The following is a 25159-nucleotide window of genomic DNA, read 5'->3' on the forward strand; positions in this document are numbered from 1 at the left end:
TGCGACTTTCGGGGGAGCCGCCTTGCTGGCCGCCCTCGGCGGTTGCGGTCAGCGCGAGGATCTGAAACCGGTGGCGGGACAGGCCGCCCCGGTCATTCCCATCGGCGCGACGCGCCCCCCGACAAACGAGGAGCTTACGACGCCTGACGCACAGGCCATGCCGGTGCGCAGCGACGAACTTCTCAAACGCTCGGAAAAGCGCGAACCCGACGATTTCGACCTGCCCCCGCCGGGCTGAGTTTCAGGACCTTCTTTTCATGGATCATTTTCAATACCGCGACGGCGTCCTCCACGCCGAGGATATTCCGCTGCCCCGTATCGCCGAAGAGATCGGCACCCCCGTCTATGTCTATTCGCGCGCGACGCTCGAACGCCATGCGCAGGTGTTCCGCGACGCGCTGAAGGATGTGCCGAAGAAGCACATCGCCTTTGCGATCAAGTGCAACCCCAACCTCGGCGTGCTGCGCGTGCTCGCGCGGCAGGGCTATGGCGCCGACGTCGTCTCGGGCGGCGAGCTCGAACGCGCGCTCGCCGCGGGCATGGCGGCCGAGGACATCGTCTTTTCGGGCGTCGGCAAGACGCGCGCCGAGCTGGCGCAGGGGCTCGACCGCGGCATCGGCCAGTTCAATATCGAGCATGAGCCCGAAGGCGTCGCGCTTGCGGAGATCGCCGCGGCGAAGGAGACGACCGCGCAGGCGGTGCTGCGCGTCAACCCCGACGTCGATGCCGGCACCCATGCGAAAATCTCGACGGGCAAGGCCGAGAACAAGTTCGGCGTCGGCATCGACGTCGCGCCCGCGATCTTCGACCGGCTCGCAGGGCTTCCGGGATTGAAGATGCGCGGGGTCGCGCTCCACATCGGCAGCCAGCTCACCAGCCTCGCGCCGCTCGAAGCCGCGTTCGAGCGCGTCGGCCGCCTGATCGCCGATCTGCGCGCCGCGGGGCACAGCATCACCCACGTCGACCTTGGCGGCGGCCTCGGCGTGCCCTATCGGCCCGAGGACAATCCGCCGACCCCCGCCGATTATGGCGCGATGGTCGCGCGCGTGACGAAGGACTGGGACGTCACGCTGATGTTCGAACCCGGCCGCGTGATCGCGGGCAATACCGGCGTGCTGCTCACCGAAGTGCTGTGGGTCAAGCCCGGCGCGAGCCACCCCTTCGTGATCGTCGATGCGGCGATGAACGACCTCGCGCGCCCCGCGCTCTACGATGCCTGGCACGATTTCGTTGCGGTCGAACCGAACGGCGAGAAAATGACCGCCTCGATCGTCGGCCCGGTGTGCGAGACCGGCGACACCTTCGCGCGCGACCGGGTGATCGACGCGGTGAAATCGGGCGACCTCGCCGCCTTCCGCACCGCGGGCGCCTATGGCGCGACCATGGCCTCGACCTACAACAGCCGCAGCCTGGTGCCCGAGGTGCTCGTCGACGGCGACCGCTATATCACCGTCGCCGACCGCATCGCCGCGGGCACGATCATGGCCGCCGAACGCGTGCCCGACTGGATTGAATAGGTCCTAAACCCCTCCCCTTCAGGGGAGGGGCAGCGAGACTTGCGAGCTTGCTCGCTAGTCGCAGCGGGGTGGGCCGTTGCCACGTCGCTGCCCACCCCCGACCCCTCCCGCAAGCGGGAGGGGGGCAGGCACCGTCGCGGGCATATGCGATTGCCCTCCCCTGAAGGGGAGGGGCTTGCTATAGGACACGCCATGCACCAGCTCCCCATCTTCCTGAACCTTTCCGGCCGCACCGCCGTGCTGGTGGGGGAGGGGGAGGCGGCCGACGCCAAGGCGCGGCTGATCGAGCGCGCGGGCGGGCGCATCGTCCGCGCATGGGAGCCGGGCGCCACCATCGCCTTCGTCGCGCTCGCCGACGAGGATGCCGCGCGCGCCGCCGCCGAAGCGCTGCGCGCGAAGGGGCTGCTCGTCAACGTCGTCGACCGTCCGGCGCTGTGCGATTTCACCACGCCCGCAATCGTCGACCGCGCCCCCGTCACCATCGCGATCGGCACCGGCGGCGCCTCGGCGGGGCTCGCCAAGGCGGTGCGCCAGCGCGTCGAGGCGCTGCTGCCCGCCCGGCTCGGCGACCTCGCTGCGGCGCTCTTCAAGGCGCGCGATGCGATGAAGGCGCGCTGGCCCGACCCCGCCAGCCGCCGCCGCGCGATCGACGCCGCGCTCGCCCCCGGCGCCCCGCTCGACCCGCTCGCCCCCGACGCCGCCGGCCAAGTCGAGGATTGGCTCGCCGCGTCCGAAACGGCCGCGCGCCCCGCGCGCCTCGAAACCATCCGCCTGACCAGCGCCGACCCCGACGACCTCACCCTGCGCGCCGCGCGCCTGCTCGGCCAGGCCGACCACATCTTCCACGCGCCCGGCGTCCCCCCCGCCATCCTCGCCCGCGCCCGCGCCGACGCGGTGCGTCACCCCGCCGACGCGCCGCCGCCCGCGCCGCCACCGGGGCTGGTGCTGTGGGTGACCCTATAGGGCCGTCGTCGCGCCCGGCCGATCGCGCTATTCGAGCGGCAGCTCGATCTCGCGCATGATCCGGTCGGTTTCGGACAGGATTTTGACGATCTTCTGATAATGGCCGATGTCGTCGAACGACAGCGCCCGCCCGCGCCGGTCCTTCAGCCACTTCTGCGCCGGCTGATAACCGCCGATATGGAAATTCCACGCGATTTCGGACACGTCCTCGAAATATTGATCCTTGTTGATGAACACACGGCCCGTCTGCCCTCTCCCCTTCGGGGGAGAGGAGGGAGGCGCGTCAGCGCCGGAAGGAGAGGGCGAGCCCGCGCTCCCCTGCGAACAGGGTTCGAACTTCGGAAAGCCGCTCGCCACTACATCGTCGCCCTCACCATGATAGCGATAGGGCGCCGCACCGATCGCCGCCGTTTCCATCAGGTGCAACCGCCGCAGCGCCTCGCCCTTTTCGCTGACATGCGCGAACACCTCGGGCGACTTGGGATAGGGAATGCGCGGAAAGTCGATCTTCAGAAACTCGGCATAGGTTGAGCGATAGGCGGGCGAATGCAGCACGCCATAGATATAGTCGAAAACCTTGACCTCGCTCGGCCGCGCGTCGCCCGTGGCGGCGCGGAAATCATAAAGCCCCTCCCCTTCAGGGGAGGGGTTGGGGTGGGGGCCATCGGCATTGCGCGACATCGCCGTATCGGCGGGGTCGATCCCGGCGGCGGCGCAGATGGCGGCGTAGAGTTTGGGATCGAGGTTGGAAGTGCGAACGTCAGGCGCGAAGGCATCTGCTTGCTCGGACTGTTTATTCGGGCTCCGATACAGAGGAAAGAAGTAGCTCTGGTCGTACCGGGAGGCAGTCTTGTTCGAAACGATGACGCCTGAGACCAAGGGGGAGAAGTTATCAGCAGTCATCCTTGGCGAGAGCAGTGCAATGTTCGGGGCGACCGAAAAGTCGCCCATCACATCAAGGCGAGGCCAATCCACCATGTCTTGGTGATACAGAATGCTGCGATAATCGAACGGGCGATACTGGATGGTAGCTATACTGCTAGACCAGTTTAGAGCCTGTAAGGCTTTCCTCTTGTCAGGGAGTTTCCAACCTCGGCTGTCACCGGCAGGATATTTGCCAGCCGTTTTGGAGCCGAAGAATTCCAGACGAGCGGCTGCATCTGACTTGGCTGGATCGAGAAACGTTTTGATCTTTTCGCGCAGCAAGGGGCCATCGAATTCCACTGCGAGGTTGTCGCGAGCCGTGATGACTCCGGTGCATTGCGAACGGAACAAATCGGAGACTGAAAACCCTTGGGAATAGGAATCGAGACCCTTGTTCGATTCCGCTTCAAACATGTAATAGGGTGCGTCCGGTGTGACTAAACGAGAGCAGGCCATTTGGCATGTTCCCGCCCACAACGCCTCGCTCTTGGCGTCGCGACTGCCCCAAAGCTCGCCGTGGTAAACTTCCGAAAGCTCGGCCTGCCGAGCCGCTGCCGAGCCGCTGCCGAGCCGCTGCCGAGCCGCTGCCGAGCCTAATTGCTATGACAATAGCAACACCTTGTTGAATATCAAAGACATTTTTATCAAATGAACCGTCTGGTGCGACTTCTTTTTTGTTGGCGTTTCCATGCAAGTCCAGCACCCAAATCTTGTCGAATGTCTTGAGCATGTGCCAACGCATTCCTCGGAAGGTCGGATTATCGAGATAACCGTGATTGGTGATGAAACCGAGCACGCCACCCGACGGATTATTGGCGATCAGATGTTCGGCCATCCGAAGGAACTTTACATAATCGTCTTGAAGCCAGTGCTTCCGCTCACCGAAGTGCTCGCCATCGACGTATTTGTAATCTTCGATGAGTCCGGTGATCCAACCGCCCATATTCTGTGAGATGCCCGAATAAGGCGGATTCCCGATCACGCACATGATCGGCGTCTGCCGCTTGACTTCGCTCGCGCCGCGCGCTTCCTCTGCGAGCGGCTGAAAGAACAGGTCCTTCACCTCGCGCTCGGCGGGTTCCAGTGCGTTGGTCAGCCACACCGACAGGCGCGGCGGCTTTGCGCTCGGTTTGTATCCCGTCTCGGTCAGCATCATGTCCAGCTTCATGTGGCACATGGCATAACTCGCCATCAGCAGCTCGAAACCATGCAGTCGCGGCAGCAGATCCTGTTCGACATAGGATGACCATTTGCCCGGCGCGCGCGCCTTCACCCGGTCCGAAATCAGCTGCACCGCCTTCGCCAGAAAGGTGCCCGTGCCCGTCGCCGGGTCCAATATCTGGACCTTGTGAACATCCTTCCTGATCGTGCGCGGCTTGCCCGTCTTGGGGTCGTCCTGCCCGGTGTCCCAGTCGACCGTCACCTTGCTGGTGTCGGCCAGCCCGTCGGGCAGGCCGAACTCGCTCTTCAGCACATCGTCGACCGCGCGGACGATGAAATCGACGACGGGTTCGGGCGTGTACCACACCCCCCGGCTCTTGCGCTTCCTGGGGTTATAGGCGGCGAGGAAGTCTTCATAGAAATGGATGAAGGGGTCGTTGCGCGCGGTGAACTTGCCGAAATCCTTGAACAGCGAATGCGGGTCGCTCGCGCGCAGCACTTGCGCCAGATCGTCGACAATATAACGCAGGCGATTGGGCAGCGCCGGGCCGGCGATATAATCGAACAATCCTTTCAGAAAGGGGTTCGACGCGGGCAGTTTCTCCAGCGCCTCGGCGCGGCTGAATGTGTCGGGCGTGTCGTCGTGAAAGCGCGCGGCGAACATGCCGTAGGTGATCGTCTCGGCATAAATGTCGGCAAATTCGTCGGGGGTCAGCGCGGGCAGCAGATTGGCCTTGAAACTTTGATACTGGCCGCCCAGCCCGCTGCGATAGTCGGGGTCGTCGGCCAGCGCGATACCGATCTCGTCCTTGATGATCGCCGCCTTCGCCGCCATCATCTCGGCCAGCTTTGCCGCCGACCGGATGCTGATCGGCTTCGCTTCCGCAAACAGGCGAAGCTGGCGTTCCAGTTCCTCGAACCGCTCCGGGTTCTGCTGCAATCCCAACAGGAAATCGGCGATCGACACGAAATGCACCGGCGCGCCGTCGCGGATGAACTCGAAATCGACGCCGTTGGTATAGATCAGGTTGGGATAGGCCGCCTCATAGCGTTTGCGCTGCTCGACCGAATAGCCTTTCAGTCGGATGACGTCCTTGTCGATGTCTTTCGCCTCGGCCCAGCCGAAGGGCACGCCGTCGCGCTCGAACAGGAAGTCGACCATGCCCGCGTCGCCGCGCTTCGGTTCGTTGACCACGGTGATCGCCGGGTCGATGCTCTGAAACAGGCGGAACAAGGCGGGGCGATAGCTATGCTCGGTTGCGTGTCCGCTCTCGAACTGTGAACGCACCTCTTCCAGATAACCGGCAATATCCATTAATCTTTTCGCCCCGATCTGCCCTTCTCGACGGCGGCACAGTGGCGTCGCTCCCGCTGCAGGGCAAGCCTCTTCGTGCCTTTGCGCCTTTGCGTGAGATCCTCTTTTCTTCTTCTTCGCCTCCCCCCGCGTCTCCGCGCGAAAATATCGCTTTCCTACATTATCCCGCTGTGCCAGCATTGCCGCCATCGCTCTTTGACTCGTCCGATCCCGCCCTCCCGTCGCAACGCCTGCGCGTGCCGCCGCACCGGGCGGCTCGCTCACTGATTCGTCGGACACCGCCGGCCTTTCGGTGCGGCGGCCCCACCAGGGAAAGGACGCGTCACAAGGCTGACCTTTACTGAACTTTGGACGAAATCGCCTCGCGCGGGCCGCGCCGCCCACTCGCTGCTGACAGCCGCGCATTCCCCTGCTAACGGCGCGCGATGACGACTCCTCTCTCGCATATCCGCAATTTCAGCATTATCGCCCATATCGACCATGGGAAATCGACGCTCGCCGACCGGCTCATTCAGTTCACCGGCGGGCTGACCGAGCGCGAGATGTCGGCGCAAGTCCTTGATAATATGGACATCGAGAAGGAGCGGGGGATCACGATCAAGGCGCAGACGGTGCGCCTTTCCTACAAGGCGCACGACGGCGAGACCTATCAGCTCAACCTGATGGACACGCCGGGCCACGTCGACTTCGCCTATGAAGTGTCGCGGTCATTGGCCGCGTGCGAAGGCGCGCTGCTCGTCGTCGATGCGGCGCAGGGGGTCGAGGCGCAGACGCTCGCCAACGTCTATCAGTCGATCGAGCACGACCATGAAATCGTCCCCGTCATCAACAAGATCGACCTGCCCGCGGCCGACGTCGACAAGGTGAAGGCCGAGATCGAGGATATCATCGGCCTGCCCGCCGACGATGCGGTGCTGACCAGCGCCAAGTCGGGGATCGGCATCGAGGAGACGCTCGAAGCCATCGTCGCGAAGATCCCGCCGCCCAAGGGCGACGCCGCCGCGCCGCTCGTCGCGATGCTCGTCGACAGCTGGTACGACCCCTATCTGGGCGTCGTCATTCTCGTCCGCGTGATCGACGGCACCTTGAAAAAAGGCCAGCAGATCAAGTTCATGCAGGCGGGCACCACCCATCTGATCGACCGCGTCGGCTGTTTCACGCCCAAGCGCACCGACCTCACCGAAATCGGCCCCGGCGAGATCGGCTTCATCACCGCGCAGATCAAGGACGTCGCGCAGGCGCGCGTCGGCGACACGGTGACCGACGCGAAGCGCCCCGCCGCGGCGCCGCTGCCGGGGTTCAAGGAAGCGCAGCCGGTCGTCTTTTGCGGCCTCTTCCCGACCGACGCCAACGACTTCGAGAAATTGCGCGAAAGCATCCACAAGCTGCGCCTCAACGACGCGTCGTTCAGCTTCGAGATGGAGACGAGCGCCGCGCTGGGTTTCGGCTTTCGCTGCGGCTTCCTGGGCCTCCTCCACCTCGAGATCATTCAGGAGCGGCTGACCCGCGAATATGACCTCGACCTGATCACCACCGCGCCGTCGGTGGTCTATAAGCTGCGGCTCAGCCGGTCGAAGGAGGGCGGCCCGACCGAGATGGAACTGCACAACCCCGCCGACATGCCCGACCCCAATCGCATCGACGAGATCGAGGAGCCGTGGATCGAGGCGGTGATCTATGTCCCCGATGATTATCTGGGGCCGATCCTGAAACTGTGCCAGGACCGCCGCGGCATCCAGAAGAACCTCACCTATGTCGGCGGCCGCGCGCAGATCACCTATGAGCTGCCATTGAACGAGGTGGTGTTCGACTTCTACGACCGGCTGAAGAGCATCAGCCGCGGCTATGCCAGCTTCGACTATCACCAGATCGGCCACCGCCCCGGCGACCTCGTCAAGATGAGCATCCTCGTCAACAACGAGCCCGTCGACGCCCTCTCCATGATCGTCCACCGCGCGAGCGCCGAGGCCCGCGGCCGCGGCATGTGCGAGCGGCTGAAAGACCTGATCCCGCGCCACATGTTCAAGATCCCGATCCAGGCGGCGATCGGCGGGAAAGTGATCGCCCGCGAAACCATCGCCGCGCTGCGCAAGGACGTGACCGCCAAATGCTACGGCGGCGACGCGACCCGCAAGAAGAAGCTGCTGGAAAAGCAGAAAGAGGGGAAGAAGCGGATGCGCGAATATGGCAATGTGAACATCCCGCAGGAGGCGTTTATCGCCGCGCTGCGGATGGGGGATGATGCTTAGCGTCGGTATCGCGCTCCAAGACCGGTCATGCAGCCGGTCTGCAGACGATCCCGAAACCTGAAGGGGGAGGGGACGCGCCCGGGAGGCGGCGCAGCGGCCGGGCATGCGCTTCGTTGCGGTGAAGAGCGAGGAGAAGCAGACCGCCGGCCTCCTGGTCCGCGCCCTGCCCGTGTCCGGCCCCGCTTACGCCGGCAGGCGATAAGGAGCGCGGTAGCGGGGTGTGATCAGGGCGTTGGCTTCGGCGTCATCCTTGAACTGGCCCGCAACGGCATCCCAATGGACCTTGCGTCCGGTGCGCCAGGCGACGTTGCCCATCTGACAGACGATGGCGGTATTGGCGGCCGACTCGATGGGACAAGCGGGCGTGCGTGCGCGATCCTTCACGCAGGCGATGAAGTCCGCCGTGTGCCGGTCGAGCCCGTTGTCCACGGCATTGGTGACGGGAATTTCCGGAGTTAGCGCCTTGCCGTCGCTCATCTCGGGCGAGACCCACCATTTGCCGCGGTCCACCACCAGCGTGCCGGTCTCGCCCACAAAGGCCACGCCATGGTCGCCGCCGCCGAAGGGGCCGTGGCTGATGCCGACCGCATGCTCCCATTCCACCGAATAATTGCCAAAGTCGAAAATGGCGGTCTGGGTGTCCGGCGTTTCCATGGCCGAATCCGGATAGGCATAGGGGCCGCCGAGCGAGCTGACGGAATTCGGTGCCTCAGCCTTCATGCCGAGCAGGGCGATGTCCATCAGGTGGACGCCCCAGTCGGTCATCAGGCCGCCGGCATAGTCCCAGTACCAGCGCCAGGTGAAGTGGAAGCGGTTCGGGTTGAACGGACGCAATGGCGCCGGGCCGAGCCAGCGGTCGTAATCCACGCCGGGAGGCGGCGCCTGGTCGGGCTGGGGCGGGACGTTCTTCATCCATCCCTGATAGGCCCAGGCCTTGACCTTGCGCACGCGGCCGATGCCGCCCGAATGGACATGGGCGACGGCATCGGCCCAATGCTGGTTGCTGCGCTGCCACTGGCCGACCTGGACCACGCGGTTGTGGCGCTGCTTGGCGGCGACCATGGCGCGGCATTCGGCGATCGAGTTGCCGAGCGGCTTTTCGCAATAGGCGTCCTTGCCCGCCGACATGGCGTCGGTGAGTTGGAGCGCGTGCCAGTGGTCGGGCGTGGCGACGATCACCGCATCCACCGACTTGTCGTCGAGCATGCGGCGATAGTCGTCGTAAAGCCGCGGCGCGCGGCCGGAGGCCTTCTGCAGCTCGCTGCCGCGACCGGTCAGGACCGTGGCGTCCACGTCGCAGAGGGCGACGGGGGCGACGTCGGCGCCCTTGCTCATCGCCATGAGGTTCGCCCAGCCCATCCCCTTGCAGCCGATCAGACCCACTTGGACCTTGTCGTTGGCGGACGCGCGGCGCCGGTTCTGTGCAAAGGCCTGGCCAAGCGGCGCGAGGGTTGCGGCCGAGGCGGCGAGGCCGCCGGCGAGAAGGGTGCGGCGATCGAAGCTGGCGGTCATACGGGTCCTCTCCTCGACAATCGTTCCGGCGTTGGTAGCGCAAACATATCCCTGCGCAAGGCGTAAAGTGCGGGTCGCCGGGCAGGCCCAATGACTGCTTTCCAGCTCACGGGACCGCACAAGGCGGCTTGGCCCGGGCCGCAACTCAACTGTCATGTGGGGACGGATATGGTTGAAGAGGCTGGCGCGGGCAGTACGGCTCTCGCTTATCGATCCCGAAGGACCCACAGGCCACGTTTCGACCGCGCGGTTCACGCGGCGGCGAGAAGCCGGCGGCGCCCTCGCGCTTGCGCAGCTGATAGAGCGTCGAGGTCGAATGGCCCGCGGCCTTTGCCGCCATCCTCACCGGCCCCGTCGCGGCGAGATGCGCGACGAACAGCCGCTGCTTGTGCGGGGTGATCCCCGACCAGCGCTTCGTCTGTTGCGGCACCGGATCGAAGGCAAGCTCGGGCGGCAGGTCGTCGGGGTCGGCGACGAACGGCTCTTCGCCGGGGAAATCGGAGGCGGCGGGGGCGGTGCCGGTGAGCGGCGGCAGGATATCTTGCGGAATGACTGATTCGCTTTCGGTTCGTTGAAAATCAATAAAAGAACCAAATAGGATTGTTGTAGGAAAGCGAAAAATGCGGCGTCGCGTTTTCGGGCGCATTTGCGCGGCTTTCCGGGCGGGTGCTGCGACGAAGCGAGGCGGAACGGCGTCGAAACGAAAAATGTGATGTTGTAACATATGGACGAAAGGCGTAGCCGGACCCTCGCCTTTCGTGCTGCCGCGACGGGCGGACACATTTCTATATCATAACATATTAGGGGAAGCATTCATGCGGATGATCCTTCTGCGGGCCGGCTGCGCGATGATCGCGATGACGGGCGCTGCCACTCTCTCCCACGCCCAGGACACCGCCGTCGCGGACGGAACCACGGATCAGGCCGACGCCTATCACGACGAGCCGAGCCGCGACATCGTGGTGACCGGCGTGCTGCCGACCGCGCGGCAGGACATGCTGTCGGGGGTCGCGGTGCTCGAAGGCGCCGACCTGACGCAGAAGCTGCGCCCCTCGATCGGCGAGACGCTGGCGCGCACGCCGGGCGTGTCGGCGACCTCGTTCGGGCCGAGCGCGTCGCGCCCGGTGCTGCGCGGGCTGCAGGGCGAGCGCGTGCGCGTGCTGACCGACGGCATCGGCTCGATCGACGTGTCGAACACCTCGGCCGACCATGCGACGGTGGTCAACCCGCTGCTCGCCGACCGCATCGAGGTGCTGCGCGGGCCGCAGTCGCTGCTTTATGGCTCGGCGGCGATCGGTGGCGTCGTCAACGTGCTCGACAAGCGCATCCCGACCGAAGTGCCGGGCGAGCCGGTGCATGTCGGCGCGATCGCCACCTATGGCAGCGCGGCGAAGGAGCGCTCGGTCGCGGGCGCGATCGACGTGCCGCTGACCGGGCATCTCGTCGTCCATGCTGACGGCAGCTATATGAAGTCCGACGACATGCGGATCGGCGGCTATGCGCTGACCCCCGAACTGCGCGCGCAGGCGCTCGAATCGGCGGCGCTGCCGGTCGATCCCGACGAAGAGGAGCCGGTCGACTTCGCCGCCAACGCCGCGGTGCGCGGCAAGCTGCCCAACAGCGCCGCGGAGACGTGGACCGCGGGCGCGGGCATCGCCTATATCGGCGAGGGCGGCAGCCTGGGCATCGCCTACAGCCATTATGACAGCCTCTATGGCGTGCCGATCCGCTTTGCGACCGAGCCAGGGCAGGAGCAGGAGGCGCCGCGGCTGAGCCTGTCGCAGGACCGCATCGACGCGCGCGCCGAGGTGAATGCGAACGGCAGCCTGATCGACAAGATCAAGCTGCGCTTCGGCTATGCCGACTATCAGCATTCGGAGCTGGAAGAGAATGGCGAGGTCGGCACCACCTTCTATAACAAGGGAATGGAAGGCCGGCTGGAGTTCACCCAGGCCAGGCGCGGCCTGTGGTCGGGCGCGACCGGTGCGCAATTCTATACCCGCGATTTCAACGTGGTCGGCGAGGAAGCCTTTCTGCCCAAGAACAGCACCGGGCAATGGGGGCTGTTCACGTTGCAGCAGCTCGATTTCGACCGGCTGAAGCTCGAAGCCGGCGCGCGGTTCGAGCATACGAGCCTGAGCGCCAAGCCGCTGCCCGGCCAGCCGCAATTTTTCGCCGGCGACCGCAGCTTTGATTCCTTCTCGGGCTCGCTGGGCGCGTCGTACCGTTTTGCGGACGACTGGCGTTTTGGCGTCAATGTGTCGCGGACCGAGCGCGCGCCGGCGGCCGAGGAGCTGTTCGCCAACGGGCCGCACGCGGGCACCGAGGCGTTCGAGATCGGCAATCCCGACTTCGACCTCGAAACCGCGTGGAGCGTCGAAGCGGTGCTGCGCGGGCAGGGGACGGGTTATACCTTCGAAGCCTCGGCCTATCATAGCTGGTTCTCGAACTTCATCTATGACGACCGGACCGGCGAGATCGAGGACGGGCTGCCCGTCTATCAGTTCAGCCAGGCCGACGCGCGCTATTACGGCTTCGAGGTGCAGGGGTCGCTGACGCTCGCGAAGCTGGGCGATGCCGAGATCGTCGCCGACGGGCTCGCCGACTATACGCACGCGCGGATCGTCGACGTCGGCCCGGCGCCGCGCATCCCGCCGCTGCGCCTGCTCGGCGGTCTCGGCGTCAATTCGCCCAAGATCGACGTGCGCGGCGAGGTCGAATGGGTCGACGACCAAGATCGCATTTCGACCTTCGAGACGCCGACGAAGGGCTATACGATGGTCAATGCCGAGATCAATTTCCGGCCGTGGGGCACCGACCGCCCGCTGAGCTTTGCACTGTCGGCGAACAATATCTTCGACGTCGACGCGCGGCGGCACGCGAGCTTCCTCAAGGATTATGCGCCGCTTGCCGGGCGCGACATCCGCCTGACCGCGCGGGTGAATTTCTGAGCCGCAGGGGCCGGGGCCGCCCTCCGCCCCGGTCTCTGCCCCAAGCAAATATTGGGCCGCGCCAGTAATTTCTGGCGCGGCCCGGCCCGTTTCGGGCGATCTTCGACGTTGACGCTGGGCCGCCACGCCGCAAAAATGCGCGCCGGGTCGCCGCGCGGAGGAGTCGTCACTCGTTCGCGCGTCCGTCCCGCTGTTGGGTGGCATTGGGGGGACGGATGCCGGATCGCGGCCAGTGGCGCTTTGGGGCGTTCGAATATGACGAGACCGCAGGCGCCGTCCGCGTCGGAGGCGAACCCGTCGAACTCGACCGCAGCGCGCTCGCCATCCTGTTGGCGTTGATGTCGAACGTCGGCAAGGCGGTCGACAAGGACCGGCTGCTCGAAGCGGGCTGGCCGGGGCGGATCGTCCATGAAAATTCGCTCGCCAAGGCGATCGCGCGGCTGCGCCGGACGCTGGGCGAGGACGGCAAGCGGATCGAGGCGGTTTACGGCGTCGGATACCGGCTGAACGCCGGCGCGGCGGCGGTGGCCGTGCCTGCTGCTCCGTCAGCGGAGCCGGTCGCGGCGCGCGGTCGTTGGCTGCCGCGCGCGGCGGGGCTGGTGCTGCTGTTCGCGCTCGCGGCGGCGCTGGCGCTCGTCTGGAGCCGCGGCGACGGCGCCGCCGCCGATCGCGACGAGGGGCTGAAGATCGGCGAACCCGCCGATGTGACGGGGCGCGTGCTGTGGGTCGACGACCATCCGGAGAATAACAGGAGCGAGCGGGACTTTCTGCTTGGGCACAAGGTCGCTGTTTATGACGTGACATCGAGCGCCGATGCGCTGAAGCTGCTCGCCATGTATAAATATGACGCGGTGATTTCGGACATGGGGCGGAATGGCGAGCCGCTCGCGGGGATCGAACTGGTCAGGGCGATGCGGGCGCGCGGCGACGTGACGCCCTTTTATCTCTACACCATCCTGCCGTCGAAAGCGCAGCGCGACCTGCTTGCCGAAAGCGGGGGGCAGGGGGTCGCGGTGACGCCCGAGGGACTTTACGCCTTCATTCTTCCCGACCTCGCGCCCGCGGCCTCGGCGCCCTAGGCCGATGGCGACGGGCGGCGAGGACGATAGCGAGGGCGGCCATTGGCGCATCGAAGATGCCGGCTTCGATGCGACGACGGGGCGGCTGACGGTCGCTGGGCGTGCGGTCGAGCTCGACCGGCCGTGCCGCGCGCTGCTCGCGGCGCTGCTCGCAGCGGATGGGCGGGCGCTCGGGCGCGACGCGCTGCTCGCCGCGGGATGGCCGGGGCGGATCGTTCACGAAAACTCGCTGACCAAGGCGATCGGCCGGCTGCGGCAGGCGCTCGGCGCCGAGGGCGCACGGATCGAGGCGGTCTATGGCAGCGGCTATCGGCTCAAGGGACCGGCCGAGCGGGGCGGCGTGACGATGGCGGGCGGCGCAGGATCGAGGTGGCGGCAGGCGCTGGTCGGCGACCGGCGGCGCACCGCGACAACGCTGGCTTTCGCCGGGCTTGCGATCTGCGTAGCGCTCGCGGTGGCGGCGCTATTTGCGGCGCAGGCGGCGCGCGCGCGGGCGGCAGAGGAGGCACGCGAGAAGGAGGCGCTGGTCGCCTTTCTGTCATCGGACCTGTTCGCTCCGGGCGAGCTGGCCGCGCAGGGACGGGACGGCCCTTCGCTGCGCGCCGCGGTCGCACGCGCGGCGGCGACGATGAACACCGAATTGCGCGACGATCCGGCGACCCGGGTGACGGTTCACCGGATGATCGCAAGCGCCTATGCCGGATGGGGCGATTATGAGGCTGCGGTGCTTCACCTCCACCGCGCGCGCGCGGTCGCGGAGCGGCTCCACGGCGCGAGCGCGGCGAAGACAACGCCGATTGATATCGCGCTGTGCAGCAATTTGCGCCGCGCGGGCGACACGCGGCTTGCCGAAACGACGTGCGCGCGGGCGGTGCGGGGCGCGCAGGGAAGCGATGCCCGCACCGTCGCGGTTGCACAGCTCGCCGAAGCGAAACTGCTCGTCGATATCGGCGACTATCGGCGCGGTGCCGCGCTGCTCGATGCCGCCGCGGCGCAGGGGGCGCGGCTGACCCCCGGCGAGCGTGCCGATCTGCAATGGTTTGCGGGCCGTGCGCAGGCAAAGCTCGGCCATTTCGCCCGCGCCGATGCGGCCTTTCGCCGCAACCTGGCACTGCGCGAGGCGATGGGCGGCGAGCGACCCTCGCTGACCGGCTGGGCGCACGCCGACTATGGCAGCTATCTGGCCTCGATCGGCGATTTTGCGGCCGCCGAGCGGCATTTCGCGCGCGCCGAGGCGCGGTTCGCGGCGGCGCGCGGTGTCGATGCGGTCGATGCGCTCGCGCCGGATTATGGGCGCGCGCTCGCGGCGCTCGATAGCGGCGACCCGCAAGGCGCGCGCGATCGCCTGCGCCCGATCCTCCAGCGCTACCGCGCCGCGCTCGGCGGCGACCATCTGCGCACGCTCGACGCGATGACGCTGCTCGCGCTGGCCGAAGCGCAGGCGGGCGATGCGGCGCGCGCGACGGCGCTGCTCAAGGAGGCGCGGCAGACGGGGGCACGGGTGCTGTATCGCCGCGACGGGCGCGCGGTGTGCTTTCACATGCGCCGGGCGCGGACGCTGGCGGCGCTGGGCGACACGGCGGGTGCCGACGCGGAGGCCGGCCGGGCGGCGGCGGCGATGGATCGCAGCGGCGTGCCGGCGAGCCATCCCTGGCGGGCGCGGCTGCACTGCGTCGCTGCGCGGATCGCGCTGGCGCGCGGCGACGCGGGGGCGGGGCGGGACGAAGCGAAGCGGTGCCTGTCGGCGCTGCAACGGGTCGCGGACCTGCCCGCGACCTATCCGGCGTTGGCGGAGGCCCGGCTGCTGGCCGGGGAGTGAGGCGCCCGGGCGGCGGGAGCCGGGAGACCGTGCCGTTTCGGCGACGAGCGTTTGCCAACCGAGCGAGGAATGGCGGGTTTCGGGCGAAAGCAGCCGCAGGATTGAAGGAAGAGAACGGCGGAGGGATGCGAAGGCGGCGCAGTAGGCGAGCAACGCGCTGTGCTGCGAGTGCCGGCGAGATTTATTTGGCGCGAAGACGCGAAGGGGCCGGTTCGCGGCCGCAAGGCCGCCTTTTCCTTCATCGCCGCGCCCACCGCAACGCGAAAGGAGAAAAGCCGCTTCCCGGCAAGCACGACATCTTCGCGTCTTCGCGTCTTCGCGCGAAACAAGAAATCCCGATCCATCGGTTTCGACCAACGCCCTCTGCGCGCGCCTACTCGCACCAAAAGATGCCCATTCCCCACGCCGAATCTGCCGCCAGCCTGTTTACCTGCCGTCGGGATGCCTAGAGTCTTGTTTTACCGTGTTTTCCAAGTCGTCAGGTGATTCCACCTGACTTGAAAACACTCTAGCCCAGCTCGCTCAGGTCCAGCGCCGCGAGCAGCGCAGTGCGGGCGCGGCGGACGTCGGCGGTCAGGGCAGGGGAGGCGAGGTCGCCGGGGGCGATGGCTTCGGGCCAGTGCCTTGCAACCACATCGGCGATCGCATCGAGCTTGTCCGCGTCGGCGATGAAGCGCGGGTCGATCGTCGCGGGATCGGCGACGACGCGCAGCCGCAGGCAGGCGGGGCCGCCGCCGTTCGCCATCGACTGGCGCACGTCGACCGGAAACAGCCGGCGGATCGGGCCGTTGCCCGCGACATGCGCCTCCAGCCAGTTCCACACGCTTTGCGTTTCGCGCGCTTCGGTCGGCACGACGAGCCCCATGCCGGCGCCATCGGGCAGGCTGACGAGCTGCGCGTTGAACAGATAGGATTTGATCGCGTCCGGCAGGCTCACCGCACTCGCGGGCACTTCGACGATCTCGACCTCGGGAAAGGCGGCGCGGATCTGTGCGTGCGCGCCTTCGCGGTCCTCGAACGCGGTTTCGTGCGTGAACAGCACGCGCTCGTTCGCGACCGCGACAACATCATTGTGAAAGGCGCCGCCCTGAATCGCGGTGTCCGACTGGCGGATGAACAGCGTCTTTGCCGGGTCGAGCCGGTGATGGCGCGCGATCGCCTTTGACGCGTCGAGATGCTGGCGCGCCGGGAAGCGGCCGCCGCCAACGCCATAGACGAAGATTTCGACCCCCGGCGCGCCGTGCCCGGCGCACAGCCGCATATGGTTCGCCGCGCCCTCGTCGCCGAAGGGGGCGGGGACAGGGCTATGCACCGCGAAGGCGGGATCGGCAAAGGCGAGCCTCAGCTGTGCGAGCGTGCCCTGCCATTCGTGGCTGCGGTGCGGCATCGTCATCAGGTTGGCGACGGTCAGATGGCATTTGCCGTCGGCGCTGTCGGGCGCGGGCGAGACGGTCGCGGCGTTGGCCGCCCACATCGACGAGGCCGACCAGGCCTGCGCGCGCAGATGCGGCTCGGCGGCGTCGAGCGTCGTGCCGAGCGCGGCAAGCCACGCCGCGTCGGGGCGGTCGAGCGGCATGAAGAAACCCTGCGCGAGCCCGAGCGCTAGATTGTGCCGCATCTTGTCGATGCCCTGCAGCGCCGCGGCGCGCGGCTGCGACACGTCGCCGGCGTGGCTCGACGAGGCGATATTGCCGCGGCTGAGCCCCGCATAATTGTGCGTCGGGCCGATGATCCCGTCGAAATTGATTTCGGTGAGCATAAACTTCAATCCTATCCTCAACCCCTCTCCTTCAGGGGAGGGGCAGCGAGACTTGCGAGCTTGCTCGCTAGTCGCAGCGGGGTGGTGCTCCTTCACCGGCGTCCACCACCCCAAACCCCTCCTCTGAAGAGGAGGGGCTTTCTTCCGTCCTACCGCCCGATCCAGCTGATTTCGTCGCCACGCGCGACGCCGAGCAGGTCGGCGCTCCTGGCGTCGATCGTGCCGCCCGCGCCGACCTTGCCGAAGCAGCAGCGGAAGCGGTCGAGCCGCCCGGTGGCGATCAGCGCGTCCTCGCCCTCTTCGGCGACGCCGGTCAGCTCGACGTGCCGCGCATCGCAGATGCTCGCGACCTGGTCGGTGCGCGCGGTCATCGTCGGGCCGCCGTCGAAGATGTCGATATAATTTTCGAACGCAAAGCCCTCATTCTCGAGCATCCGCATCGCCGCGCGGCCGCTGGGGTGCGGGACGCCGATGACGCTGCGCGCGCTTTCGGGCAGCATCGCGACATAGACCGGATGCTTGGGCATCAGGTCGGCGATGAACTGGTTGCCGTGGACCGCGTTGAACTGGTCGGCTTCCTGAAAGCTCATCCCGAAGAATTTGCCCGCGACCCCGTCCCAGAAGGGCGAGCCGCCCGCTTCGTCGATCACCCCGCGCAGCTCGGCGAGGATGCGGTCGGCAAAGCGCGCGCGGTGGCGGGCGATGAACAGATAGCGCGACCGCGCGAGCAAGAGGCCGAGCCCGCCGGCGCGCGCCGCGGGGTGGAGGAACAGCCCGCCGACCTCGCTCGCGCCATTGAGATCGTTGCTGAGCATCAATATCTGCGCGTGGAAGGTGCGCCCCAATTGCTCGCTATGCTTGCTGTCGGTGCCGATGCGATAGCTATAGAAGGGCCAGCGCTGGCCGACCTGCCCGAAGATCTGGCAGGTGCCGCGCACCTCGTCGGTCTCGCTGTCGGCGAGCACCATCAGATAGAGCTCGTCGGCGGGATATTCCCTGTCCGACGCAAAGCTCGCCTCGGCGCGTTCGAGCTTGGCGCCAAGCGCCTTTTTGTCGGGGGGCAGGTTGGTGAAGCCCCCTCCCGTCAGCTTCGCCATTTCGTAAATGCTCTGGAGATCGCCCGGCTTTGCCGCCCGGATCACATAGCTCACACAGTCCCCCGTTCCGCTAAACGTAAAAGTGTCAAGGTCGACAGCCGCGCGCGTTCGGGCAGGCTGCCCGTGATCAGAAATTCGTCCGACGAATGGATGGCGCCGCCGCGCGGTCCCATCGTGTCGACGACGGGCACGCCGCACGCCGCGATATTATTGCCGTCGCACACGCCGCCGGTCGCTTTCCACGCGATGTCGATGCCGAGCGCGGTGCCGCAATCGCGCACCAGCTCGAACAGCCGCGTCGCCGGTGCGTCGAGCGGCTTGGGCGGGCGGTTGAAGCCGCCGTGGAGGTGGCAATGCACGCCATGCTCGCGCTCGATCGCGGCGATTGCGGCGTTCAGCGCCGCCTCGGCCGCCGTCGCGGCTTGGGGGGTCGCGGGGCGCATGTTGACGCGCAGAATCGCCTGGTCGGGGACGACATTGTTCGGGCCGCCGCCGTCGATCTTTGCGGGGTTGACCTTGAGGTCGGGCGCCTTGAGCGCAGCGAGGCGCAGCGCGAGGTCGGCGGCGGCGACGAGCGCATTGCGCCCCTCTTCGGGGTTGCGCCCGGCGTGCGCCGAGCGGCCGTGGACGAGAACCGAGTAATTGCCGCTGCCGGGCCGCGCGCCCGCGAGCGTGCCGTCGGGGAGCGCGGGTTCGTAGGTCAGCGCCGCGGTCTTGCCCTTCGCGAGCCGCGCGATCAGCCCCGCCGAGGCGTGGCTGCCCGTTTCCTCGTCGCTGTTGATCATCACGTCATAGCCGATACGCGGCGCGAGCGGCGAGGATTCGAGCGCCGACAATGCCGCAAGGATCACCGCGAGCCCGCCCTTCATGTCGGCGGTGCCGGGGCCGTTCAGCACGCCCTCTTCGAGCCAGGTGAGCGACTGGAACGGGTGATCGGCGGCGAACACCGTGTCCATATGGCCGGTGAGCAGCAGTTGCACCGGCGCGTCGGGCCGGACGCTGAGGTGAAGGTGCGCGCCGCGCTCGATCGTCTGGACCCGACCTGCGGCATCGACGCTTTCGACCGGATCGGGGGCGACGAGGCGAAGATCGCCGGGCAGCGCCGAATAGGCGTCGGCGAGCAGGCCGGCGACGGTTTTGAGGCCGGGCAGATTGCCCGTTCCGCTGTTTACCGCCGCCCACGCCTCGACCTGCGCGAGCATCGGCGCATCGCCCGCGCGCTCGATCGCCGCGGCTTCGGTGGATGAAAGGCTGGTCATGGAGCGCGTATAGCCAGACACGGTGGGGTTTGGCGACCCCCCGCACGCGAACGCCGGCCGCGCCGCGTCGCGGCTTGTCCGCTTGTCGAAACGCACCTATCGTGACCGCCCAGCAGCGGCCGGAGGCAGGGCATGGCGACGAAGGCGGCTCCGCCGCTCAGCGGCATCGAAGTGCATAGCATGCTCCACGACGGCACCGCCGTCTGCCTGCGGGCGATCACCCGGAAGGATGAACCGCTGCTGCGCGCGGCGATCGCGAGGCTGTCGGCCGAATCGCGCTATCTGCGCTTTTTCTCGCCCGCCCCGATGCCGCCCGATCATGTCGTCGAGCGGCTCGCCGACGTCGACGGCCACGACCATATCGCGTGGGGCGCGATCTGCACCGAATGCGAAGGGCGGCCGGTGATCGGCGCGGTGCGCGCGGTGCGGCACCGTCCCGACGGGCCGATCGGCGAATATTCGGTCGCGGTGGTCGACGCCTATCACGGCCAGGGCCTCGCGCGGATGATGAGCGCGGCGCTGCTGATCCAGTGCCGCGCCGAAGGACTGGCCGAACTCGACGTCCATATCCTGTCCGAAAATCGCGCCGCCGCCCGGCTGGTGCGCGCGCTCGCCGCGCGCTGGATGCAGGAATCGGCGGGCGTCGTCGAATATCGGCTCGACGTCGCGGCGGGGGTCGAAGCGTTGCGGCAGGACCGCGACGCGCGCGGGGTGCAGGATGTGTTCCGGGCGCTGGAGGGCGGGGTTTAGGGCGGCTTTCGACCGATTGCGGTCATAAGGGTCCTCCCCGGCACGGGGAGGATGTCCGCTCCCTACCCGCAAAGCGGACGTCGCCCTCCCGCACCAATGAAAAAGGGCGCCGGGGCATGGCCGCCGACACCATTTGCCGTCTTCGTGCGAAGACAGGCTTATTGCTTGGTCTGATCCGCAGGCGCGGTCTGGGTGTCGCCGGTGCCGCTCTCGGACGGGGCGATTTCGCCGCTGTCGTCCATCTGATTGGCCTTTTCTTCGCCCATTTCCTCGACCTTGTCGGCCTTTTCTTCCATGGCGTCCTGCGCCGGGCCTTCGGGCATGGCATCGGCCTGATCGTCGATGGCGTCGGCCTGCGTCTCGGCCTGGTCCTCGACCTTGTCGGCCTGCGGGCTCTGGCAGGCTCCCAGCGCGAGCGCCGAAGCGGCGGAAAGCGAGATGATGATCTTGCGCATGTGAATGTCTCCTTGATTACGCCCGGCCTTAACGCCGGGTGAACCCGTGGGTTGCAACAAAATCGTCAAACTGCGGGAAACCGCGGGTTATTCCGTTGCGCCGCGTCCGCGGCGGCGATGGCGGGCAAAAAAGAAGGCGCCGAAGCGCCCTCTTCCCTTCCGATCGGAGCGCGGCTCAGAAACGCTGCTGGCGCTCGTAGAGGTCGCGATAATGCTGGATGCGCGTGACGCGCAGGCCCGGCATCCCGCTGCGGTCGATCGACCGCTGCCAGCTTGCGAATTCCTCGAGGCTGAGCCCGTAGCGCTCGCACGCCTCGTCTACGGTGAGCAGGCCGCCGTTGACCGCGGCGACGACCTCGGCCTTGCGGCGCACGACCCAGCGCGTCGTGTTGGGCGGCGGCAGCGAGTCCAGCGTCAGCGGTTCGCCGAGCGGACCGATGACCTGGGCGGGGCGGATTTTCTGGTTCTCGATCATAATCATTCCATAAAGTCTTCAACGGGGGGGATCGGTTCGACCGACAGCCACCTGCCTATTCGCGAGGGATTCAACATCGGCTGAAACCCTCTGGTAAACGGGCTGTTCACGGTTTCGGGCAGCATGCCCCCGCGATCGGACAGATCGAGGAAGCGCGCCGGCCCCTGGTCGACGGAACGGGCCCCACCCGCATGTCCGCCCAGAGTCCTGCAGCGTGCATGAAGCCTTGCCGCCTGCGATGCGCGCTGCGCCCGCGCGCGCAGCAGGCGCGCCGTCGGCAGCGCCGCCTGACGTGCGCCCGACACCGCCAATATGATGTCGAAGCCGGGCTTCGACAGGCTGGCGGTGCCGGCGGGTTGCGGGAAATCGGAGGCTGCAAGGTTCATGAGCATCGCTCTATCGCGAACCGCCTAAAGTCCCGTAAATGCCGGTTTCAGCACCTGTTAGCGAAGCTTAATCGCCGTCAATATTTTGACGCGCAGCGCCGAAAAGCTGGCTTTTTTGCAACATCGCTCCTAGATGGCGCCCGTGATGACCACCACCCTTGCCCCCGCGCGACTCGGCGATTTTCAGCTCGCCGGGTCGATGAACGCCCGGCGAATCGTCGTCGCCATGTCGGGCGGCGTCGATTCGAGCGTCGTCGCCGCGCTCGCCGCGCGCTCGGGCGCCGAAGTGATCGGGGTCACGCTCCAGCTTTATGACCATGGCGCGAAGGCGAAGCGCGTCGGCGCCTGCTGCGCCGGGCAGGATATTCGCGACGCGCGCGCGGTCGCCGACCGGCTGGGCTTTGCGCATCACGTCCATGACCATGAAAGCCGCTTCCGCGACACGGTGATCGACCAGTTCGCCGACGAATATCTCGCCGGCCGGACGCCGATCCCCTGCGTGCGTTGCAACATGGGGGTGAAGTTCACCGACCTGTTCGACCTCGCGCGCGATCTGGGCGCCGATTGCCTGGCGACCGGCCATTATGTGCGGCGGGTGATGGGGCCCGCGGGCGCCGAGCTGCACCGCGCGGTCGATCCGGCGCGCGACCAGAGCTATTTCCTCTTTGCGACGACGCAGGCGCAGCTCGACTATCTGCGCTTTCCGCTCGGCGGGCTCGAAAAGAGCGTGGTGCGCGAGATCGCGCGCGATCTGGGCCTCGGCGTCGCGGGCAAGCCCGACAGCCAGGACATCTGTTTCGTTCCCGACGGCGATTATGCCGGTCTCGTCCGCAAGCTGCGGCCCGACGCCGACGACCAGGGCGAAATCGTCCATGTCGACGGGACGCTGCTCGGCGCGCACAAGGGGCTGATCCATTATACGGTCGGGCAGCGGCGCGGAATCGATATCGGCGGGCAGGCCGAGCCGCTCTATGTCGTGCGGCTCGACGCCGCGGCGAAGCAGGTGATCGTCGGGCCGCGGCGCGCGCTCGCCGTTTCGGGCGCGCGGCTCGGCGAGGCGAACTGGCTCGCCGAGGTCGAGGGGCGCCCGGTGCTCGCGAAGGTGCGCAGCATGGCAAAGCCCGTGCCCGCGCATATGGCGGGCGACCGGCTGGTCTTCGCGGCCCCCGAATATGGCGTCGCGCCGGGGCAGGCGGCGGTGCTTTACGATGCGGCGGACGAAAGCCGGGTGCTCGGCGGCGGCTGGATCGAGGAAACCTTCGCAGCGGAATAGATTGAAACTTTCCCGCGGATCGCGCAGCCTGCGCGCAATCAGGGGAGAGCGAAGATGGTTCACTGGGTATTGCGCGGCGTCGTCCTGTTGTGGGCGGCCTTCTTCTTCATTTTGGGCGTGCGGGGCATCCTCGATCCCGCGACCTTCACCGACATGTTCGGCATCGCGGTCGACGGCGGCGCGGCGAATACGGTGCGCGCCGACCTGTCGGCCTTTTTCCTCGTCTCCGCGGGCGGCGCGGCGATCGGCGCGCTGATGCCGCGGTGGCGCGGCGCGCTGTTCGTGCCCGCGGCGCTCTATGGCACCGCGCTCGTCGGCCGGCTGGTCGGCGTTGCGAGCGGCGATCCGGTCAATGGCGCGATCGTGCAGGCGATGATCGTCGAGGCGCTGTCGACGCTGCTGATGGCGGGCAGCTGGCGCCTGTTGTCGCGGCGCGCGGGGCCCGGGATCGCCGAGCCGGCGTGACGGGGCCTTTCGGGCGGCGACTTGTCATTTACGCAATAGTGTGAGTTACTGTGTATCGGGTCGCATCTCTTGTTTCCTTTGAAGTGGGGAGGAACGAAGATGCCGGCAGACCAGGACAAGCGCGGGACCGATCGACGAAAGGGTGATCGGCGCGTCGCAGACGATCCGAGCTATACGGGCCCCGAACGTCGCAAGGACGATCGACGGTCGGGCGGAGACCGCCGTTCGCCCGGTTGAGACGAAGGACGACGCGGCGCCGCCGAGGAGCGAATGATGGACAAACCGGCGACGCCGCGCCTTTCGGTCGATATCGTGTCCGATGTGATGTGCCCGTGGTGCATCATCGGCTGGCTGCGCTTTCAAAAGGTGATGGCGCATTTCGCCGGCCGGCTCGATTTCCGGGTGCAATGGCATCCGTTCGAGCTCAACCCCGACATGCCGCCCGAGGGCGAGGATGCCGCGGCTCATGTCCAGCGCAAATATGGGATCAGCGCCGAGCAGTCGCGCGCGAATAGCGGCAAGATGGCGGCGGTCGCGGCCGAGCTTGGCTTCACCTTCAACCGCGGCCCCGGCTTTCGCATGCGCAACAGCTTTGACGCGCACCGGCTGCTGACGTGGGCGGGGGCGCTCGAGGAGCCGGGACAGACCGCGGCGACGGGGGTGCAGACCGCGCTCAAGCTTGCGCTGTTCCGCGCGCATTTCACCGACAATCGCGACGTGAGCGACCATGGCGTGCTCGCCGATGTCGCGGCGTCGGTCGGGCTCGACCGCGCGCGTGCCGCCGCGATCCTGACGAGCGACGATTATGCCGAAATGGTGCGCGTCGAAGAGGCCTATTGGGCCGAGCAGAATATCACCGGCGTTCCCGCCTTCATTCTGGACGGGCGGATGCTGGTGCCGGGGGCGCAGGACCCCGAGGTCTTCATTCGGGTGATCGAGCGCAAGGTGCTGGCCGACGCGGCTTGAGCAACCGGCGGCGCGGCGGCGCGTTGAGGGGGCAGAGGAAAGGAGTCCCCCCGATGACCGAAGATCCCCGCAACCCGGAGGCGCCCGAGGCGATCAACCGCGAGCAACGCGACGACCCCGCGCAGGCGCAAAGCGTCGCCGACGAGGCGCGCCGCGCGCGCGGCCTCGAGGATTCGGACAAGACCCCCGCGCGCGACGAGACCGACGACGCGCAGGATCTGGTCGACCATATGCGCCAGATGGACCATTCGGGCCGCATCGACATGGACGCCTATCGCGGCGAGCGCAGCGACGACGACGAAGAGGATGAACTCGGCCCCGGCGGGGTCGACGACGACGAGCCGCGCGGTGCGCCCTGATCCCAAGTCGGCAGTCCTTGCAGGCGCGGACATTGTCGATCGCGACGATCATGCGGATGACGCCGGTCGAAATGACGCCGCGGCGGTTACGGTTGGTGCGAGGTCGACGCCGGAGCGGATGGGAGTCTTTGCCTTTTGCTAATCCTGCGGTGGCAGGATCGGGGTCATGGCCCGCTACTCCCCGACCCGCTATCCGCCACCGCGCTGGCTGCGCCAGGGACGCCATCGCCGCCGCCGTGGCCTTCGTTTTGCCGAATGGCTGGCGATCACGGTCGTGGGCGGCTTCGGCGGTACCATGGCGGCGCTGCACCTCACGCCCGGCGGCTCGAGCGCCTTCGCCGATATTGCGGTCCGCTCGGCGGAGCCCGACGCGCTGTCGGCGCAGTTCGGTTTTTGCCACAGCGGCGGCGGGGGCAACTGCGTCG

General features: G+C 67.2%; 22 protein-coding genes. 12 read left to right on the forward strand and 10 right to left on the reverse strand.

All coding sequences use genetic code 11. The annotated features are described in order from the left end of the window. Window positions 1-22: 22 nt before the first annotated feature. From KNJ79_RS04310 to KNJ79_RS04320, 3 genes are all read left to right on the forward strand, one after another. Window positions 23-238, forward strand: a complete 216-nt coding sequence (locus KNJ79_RS04310; protein WP_394357149.1) for a hypothetical protein — start codon at window positions 23-25, stop codon at window positions 236-238. Between the two features lie 19 nt (window positions 239-257). Then, entirely contained in the window at window positions 258-1517 is a 1260-nt protein-coding gene (gene lysA, locus KNJ79_RS04315; RefSeq protein ID WP_317152919.1) for a diaminopimelate decarboxylase, read from the forward strand. A 192-nt stretch (window positions 1518-1709) separates the two neighbouring features. Continuing rightward, entirely contained in the window at window positions 1710-2480 is a 771-nt protein-coding gene (locus tag KNJ79_RS04320) for a precorrin-2 dehydrogenase/sirohydrochlorin ferrochelatase family protein (RefSeq protein WP_317152920.1), read from the forward strand. A 27-nt stretch (window positions 2481-2507) separates the two neighbouring features. On the opposite strand, the gene KNJ79_RS04325 is transcribed toward KNJ79_RS04320, so the two are convergent. Together KNJ79_RS04325 and KNJ79_RS04330 are read right to left on the reverse strand one after the other, a co-directional pair. Beyond that, a complete protein-coding gene (locus tag KNJ79_RS04325; RefSeq protein WP_317152921.1) occupies window positions 2508-3818 on the reverse strand; it encodes a type ISP restriction/modification enzyme in 1311 nt (436 codons plus the stop codon). Then, window positions 3811-5880 carry an Eco57I restriction-modification methylase domain-containing protein gene (locus KNJ79_RS04330; RefSeq protein ID WP_317152922.1) on the reverse strand — a complete coding sequence of 690 codons (2070 nt, stop codon included), beginning with the start codon at window positions 5878-5880 and terminating at the stop codon, window positions 3811-3813. Before KNJ79_RS04330 ends, KNJ79_RS04325 begins: the two co-directional genes overlap by 8 nt. Window positions 5881-6305: 425 nt before the next feature. Here KNJ79_RS04330 and lepA point away from each other — a divergent pair, with 425 nt between their 5' ends. After that, window positions 6306-8129, forward strand: coding sequence for a translation elongation factor 4 (lepA, locus tag KNJ79_RS04335; protein ID WP_317152923.1), 1824 nt, complete (start codon window positions 6306-6308; stop codon window positions 8127-8129). Window positions 8130-8312: 183 nt separating this feature from the next. Here the strand turns inward: lepA and KNJ79_RS04340 are convergent, their stop codons facing one another. Together KNJ79_RS04340 and KNJ79_RS04345 are read right to left on the reverse strand one after the other, a co-directional pair. Next, window positions 8313-9641 (reverse strand): Gfo/Idh/MocA family protein, encoded by a 1329-nt coding sequence (locus tag KNJ79_RS04340; RefSeq protein WP_317152924.1) that lies wholly within the window; start codon window positions 9639-9641, stop codon window positions 8313-8315. A 145-nt stretch (window positions 9642-9786) separates the two neighbouring features. Beyond that, window positions 9787-10365, reverse strand: a complete 579-nt coding sequence (locus KNJ79_RS04345) for a hypothetical protein (RefSeq protein WP_317152925.1) — start codon at window positions 10363-10365, stop codon at window positions 9787-9789. A 91-nt stretch (window positions 10366-10456) separates the two neighbouring features. On the opposite strand from KNJ79_RS04345, the gene KNJ79_RS04350 reads away from it, so the two are divergent. The 3 genes from KNJ79_RS04350 (at window position 10457) to KNJ79_RS04360 (ending at window position 15490) form a co-directional block, all read left to right on the forward strand. Beyond that, on the forward strand, window positions 10457-12592 hold the full coding sequence (locus KNJ79_RS04350; protein ID WP_317152926.1) for a TonB-dependent receptor: 2136 nt from the start codon (window positions 10457-10459) through the stop codon (window positions 12590-12592). 215 nt (window positions 12593-12807) lie between these two features. Continuing rightward, entirely contained in the window at window positions 12808-13671 is an 864-nt protein-coding gene (locus tag KNJ79_RS04355) for a winged helix-turn-helix domain-containing protein (RefSeq protein ID WP_089215125.1), read from the forward strand. A gap of 4 nt (window positions 13672-13675) precedes the next feature. Next, complete coding sequence (locus KNJ79_RS04360; RefSeq protein ID WP_317152927.1) at window positions 13676-15490, forward strand: winged helix-turn-helix domain-containing protein; 1815 nt, start codon at window positions 13676-13678, stop codon at window positions 15488-15490. A gap of 508 nt (window positions 15491-15998) precedes the next feature. On the opposite strand, the gene KNJ79_RS04365 is transcribed toward KNJ79_RS04360, so the two are convergent. From KNJ79_RS04365 to KNJ79_RS04375, 3 genes are all read right to left on the reverse strand, one after another. Further along, window positions 15999-17249: an N-succinylarginine dihydrolase gene (locus tag KNJ79_RS04365; RefSeq protein WP_317152928.1), complete on the reverse strand. Its 1251-nt coding sequence runs from the start codon at window positions 17247-17249 to the stop codon at window positions 15999-16001. Window positions 17250-17398: 149 nt separating this feature from the next. Beyond that, window positions 17399-18400 carry an arginine N-succinyltransferase gene (locus tag KNJ79_RS04370; protein ID WP_317152929.1) on the reverse strand — a complete coding sequence of 334 codons (1002 nt, stop codon included), beginning with the start codon at window positions 18398-18400 and terminating at the stop codon, window positions 17399-17401. Then, on the reverse strand, window positions 18397-19605 hold the full coding sequence (locus tag KNJ79_RS04375) for a hydrolase (RefSeq protein WP_317152930.1): 1209 nt from the start codon (window positions 19603-19605) through the stop codon (window positions 18397-18399). Before KNJ79_RS04375 ends, KNJ79_RS04370 begins: the two co-directional genes overlap by 4 nt. A gap of 132 nt (window positions 19606-19737) precedes the next feature. On the opposite strand from KNJ79_RS04375, the gene KNJ79_RS04380 reads away from it, so the two are divergent. Then, on the forward strand, window positions 19738-20355 hold the full coding sequence (locus KNJ79_RS04380; protein ID WP_317152931.1) for a GNAT family N-acetyltransferase: 618 nt from the start codon (window positions 19738-19740) through the stop codon (window positions 20353-20355). Between the two features lie 158 nt (window positions 20356-20513). On the opposite strand, the gene KNJ79_RS04385 is transcribed toward KNJ79_RS04380, so the two are convergent. The 3 genes from KNJ79_RS04385 to KNJ79_RS04395 all read right to left on the reverse strand — a co-directional run bounded on the left by KNJ79_RS04385 (window position 20514) and on the right by KNJ79_RS04395 (window position 21671). Then, the gene (locus KNJ79_RS04385) at window positions 20514-20810 is read right to left on the reverse strand and encodes a hypothetical protein (RefSeq protein ID WP_089215119.1); all 297 of its coding nucleotides are present in this window, start codon (window positions 20808-20810) and stop codon (window positions 20514-20516) included. Between the two features lie 175 nt (window positions 20811-20985). Further along, entirely contained in the window at window positions 20986-21285 is a 300-nt protein-coding gene (gene sciP, locus KNJ79_RS04390) for a CtrA inhibitor SciP (protein WP_089215118.1), read from the reverse strand. 2 nt (window positions 21286-21287) lie between these two features. Further along, window positions 21288-21671 carry a hypothetical protein gene (locus KNJ79_RS04395; protein ID WP_317152932.1) on the reverse strand — a complete coding sequence of 128 codons (384 nt, stop codon included), beginning with the start codon at window positions 21669-21671 and terminating at the stop codon, window positions 21288-21290. 145 nt (window positions 21672-21816) lie between these two features. On the opposite strand from KNJ79_RS04395, the gene mnmA reads away from it, so the two are divergent. From mnmA to KNJ79_RS04415, 4 genes are all read left to right on the forward strand, one after another. Beyond that, entirely contained in the window at window positions 21817-22944 is a 1128-nt protein-coding gene (gene mnmA, locus KNJ79_RS04400; protein ID WP_317153863.1) for a tRNA 2-thiouridine(34) synthase MnmA, read from the forward strand. 54 nt (window positions 22945-22998) lie between these two features. Beyond that, window positions 22999-23409: a hypothetical protein gene (locus KNJ79_RS04405; RefSeq protein WP_317152933.1), complete on the forward strand. Its 411-nt coding sequence runs from the start codon at window positions 22999-23001 to the stop codon at window positions 23407-23409. A 270-nt stretch (window positions 23410-23679) separates the two neighbouring features. Continuing rightward, window positions 23680-24375 carry a DsbA family oxidoreductase gene (locus tag KNJ79_RS04410; RefSeq protein ID WP_317152934.1) on the forward strand — a complete coding sequence of 232 codons (696 nt, stop codon included), beginning with the start codon at window positions 23680-23682 and terminating at the stop codon, window positions 24373-24375. 53 nt (window positions 24376-24428) lie between these two features. Next, window positions 24429-24734 carry a hypothetical protein gene (locus KNJ79_RS04415; protein ID WP_317152935.1) on the forward strand — a complete coding sequence of 102 codons (306 nt, stop codon included), beginning with the start codon at window positions 24429-24431 and terminating at the stop codon, window positions 24732-24734. Window positions 24735-25159 lie beyond the last annotated feature (425 nt).

The sequence above is a fragment of the Sphingopyxis indica genome (assembly GCF_032879645.1).
GTDB classification, from domain to species: Bacteria; Pseudomonadota; Alphaproteobacteria; order Sphingomonadales; family Sphingomonadaceae; genus Sphingopyxis; species Sphingopyxis indica.

Coding starts and splice junctions, on each gene's coding strand:
- lysA (WP_317152919.1), top strand. CDS start 258: ATGGATCATTTTCAATACCGCGACGGCGTCCTCCACGCCGAGGATATT.
- KNJ79_RS04320 (WP_317152920.1), top strand. CDS start 1,710: ATGCACCAGCTCCCCATCTTCCTGAACCTTTCCGGCCGCACCGCCGTG.
- KNJ79_RS04325 (WP_317152921.1), bottom strand. CDS start 3,818: ATGTTTGAAGCGGAATCGAACAAGGGTCTCGATTCCTATTCCCAAGGG.
- KNJ79_RS04330 (WP_317152922.1), bottom strand. CDS start 5,880: ATGGATATTGCCGGTTATCTGGAAGAGGTGCGTTCACAGTTCGAGAGC.
- lepA (WP_317152923.1), top strand. CDS start 6,306: ATGACGACTCCTCTCTCGCATATCCGCAATTTCAGCATTATCGCCCAT.
- KNJ79_RS04340 (WP_317152924.1), bottom strand. CDS start 9,641: ATGACCGCCAGCTTCGATCGCCGCACCCTTCTCGCCGGCGGCCTCGCC.
- KNJ79_RS04345 (WP_317152925.1), bottom strand. CDS start 10,365: ATGTTACAACATCACATTTTTCGTTTCGACGCCGTTCCGCCTCGCTTC.
- KNJ79_RS04350 (WP_317152926.1), top strand. CDS start 10,457: ATGCGGATGATCCTTCTGCGGGCCGGCTGCGCGATGATCGCGATGACG.
- KNJ79_RS04355 (WP_089215125.1), top strand. CDS start 12,808: ATGCCGGATCGCGGCCAGTGGCGCTTTGGGGCGTTCGAATATGACGAG.
- KNJ79_RS04360 (WP_317152927.1), top strand. CDS start 13,676: ATGGCGACGGGCGGCGAGGACGATAGCGAGGGCGGCCATTGGCGCATC.
- KNJ79_RS04365 (WP_317152928.1), bottom strand. CDS start 17,249: ATGCTCACCGAAATCAATTTCGACGGGATCATCGGCCCGACGCACAAT.
- KNJ79_RS04375 (WP_317152930.1), bottom strand. CDS start 19,605: ATGACCAGCCTTTCATCCACCGAAGCCGCGGCGATCGAGCGCGCGGGC.
- KNJ79_RS04380 (WP_317152931.1), top strand. CDS start 19,738: ATGGCGACGAAGGCGGCTCCGCCGCTCAGCGGCATCGAAGTGCATAGC.
- KNJ79_RS04385 (WP_089215119.1), bottom strand. CDS start 20,810: ATGCGCAAGATCATCATCTCGCTTTCCGCCGCTTCGGCGCTCGCGCTG.
- sciP (WP_089215118.1), bottom strand. CDS start 21,285: ATGATCGAGAACCAGAAAATCCGCCCCGCCCAGGTCATCGGTCCGCTC.
- KNJ79_RS04395 (WP_317152932.1), bottom strand. CDS start 21,671: ATGAACCTTGCAGCCTCCGATTTCCCGCAACCCGCCGGCACCGCCAGC.
- mnmA (WP_317153863.1), top strand. CDS start 21,817: ATGACCACCACCCTTGCCCCCGCGCGACTCGGCGATTTTCAGCTCGCC.
- KNJ79_RS04405 (WP_317152933.1), top strand. CDS start 22,999: ATGGTTCACTGGGTATTGCGCGGCGTCGTCCTGTTGTGGGCGGCCTTC.
- KNJ79_RS04410 (WP_317152934.1), top strand. CDS start 23,680: ATGATGGACAAACCGGCGACGCCGCGCCTTTCGGTCGATATCGTGTCC.
- KNJ79_RS04415 (WP_317152935.1), top strand. CDS start 24,429: ATGACCGAAGATCCCCGCAACCCGGAGGCGCCCGAGGCGATCAACCGC.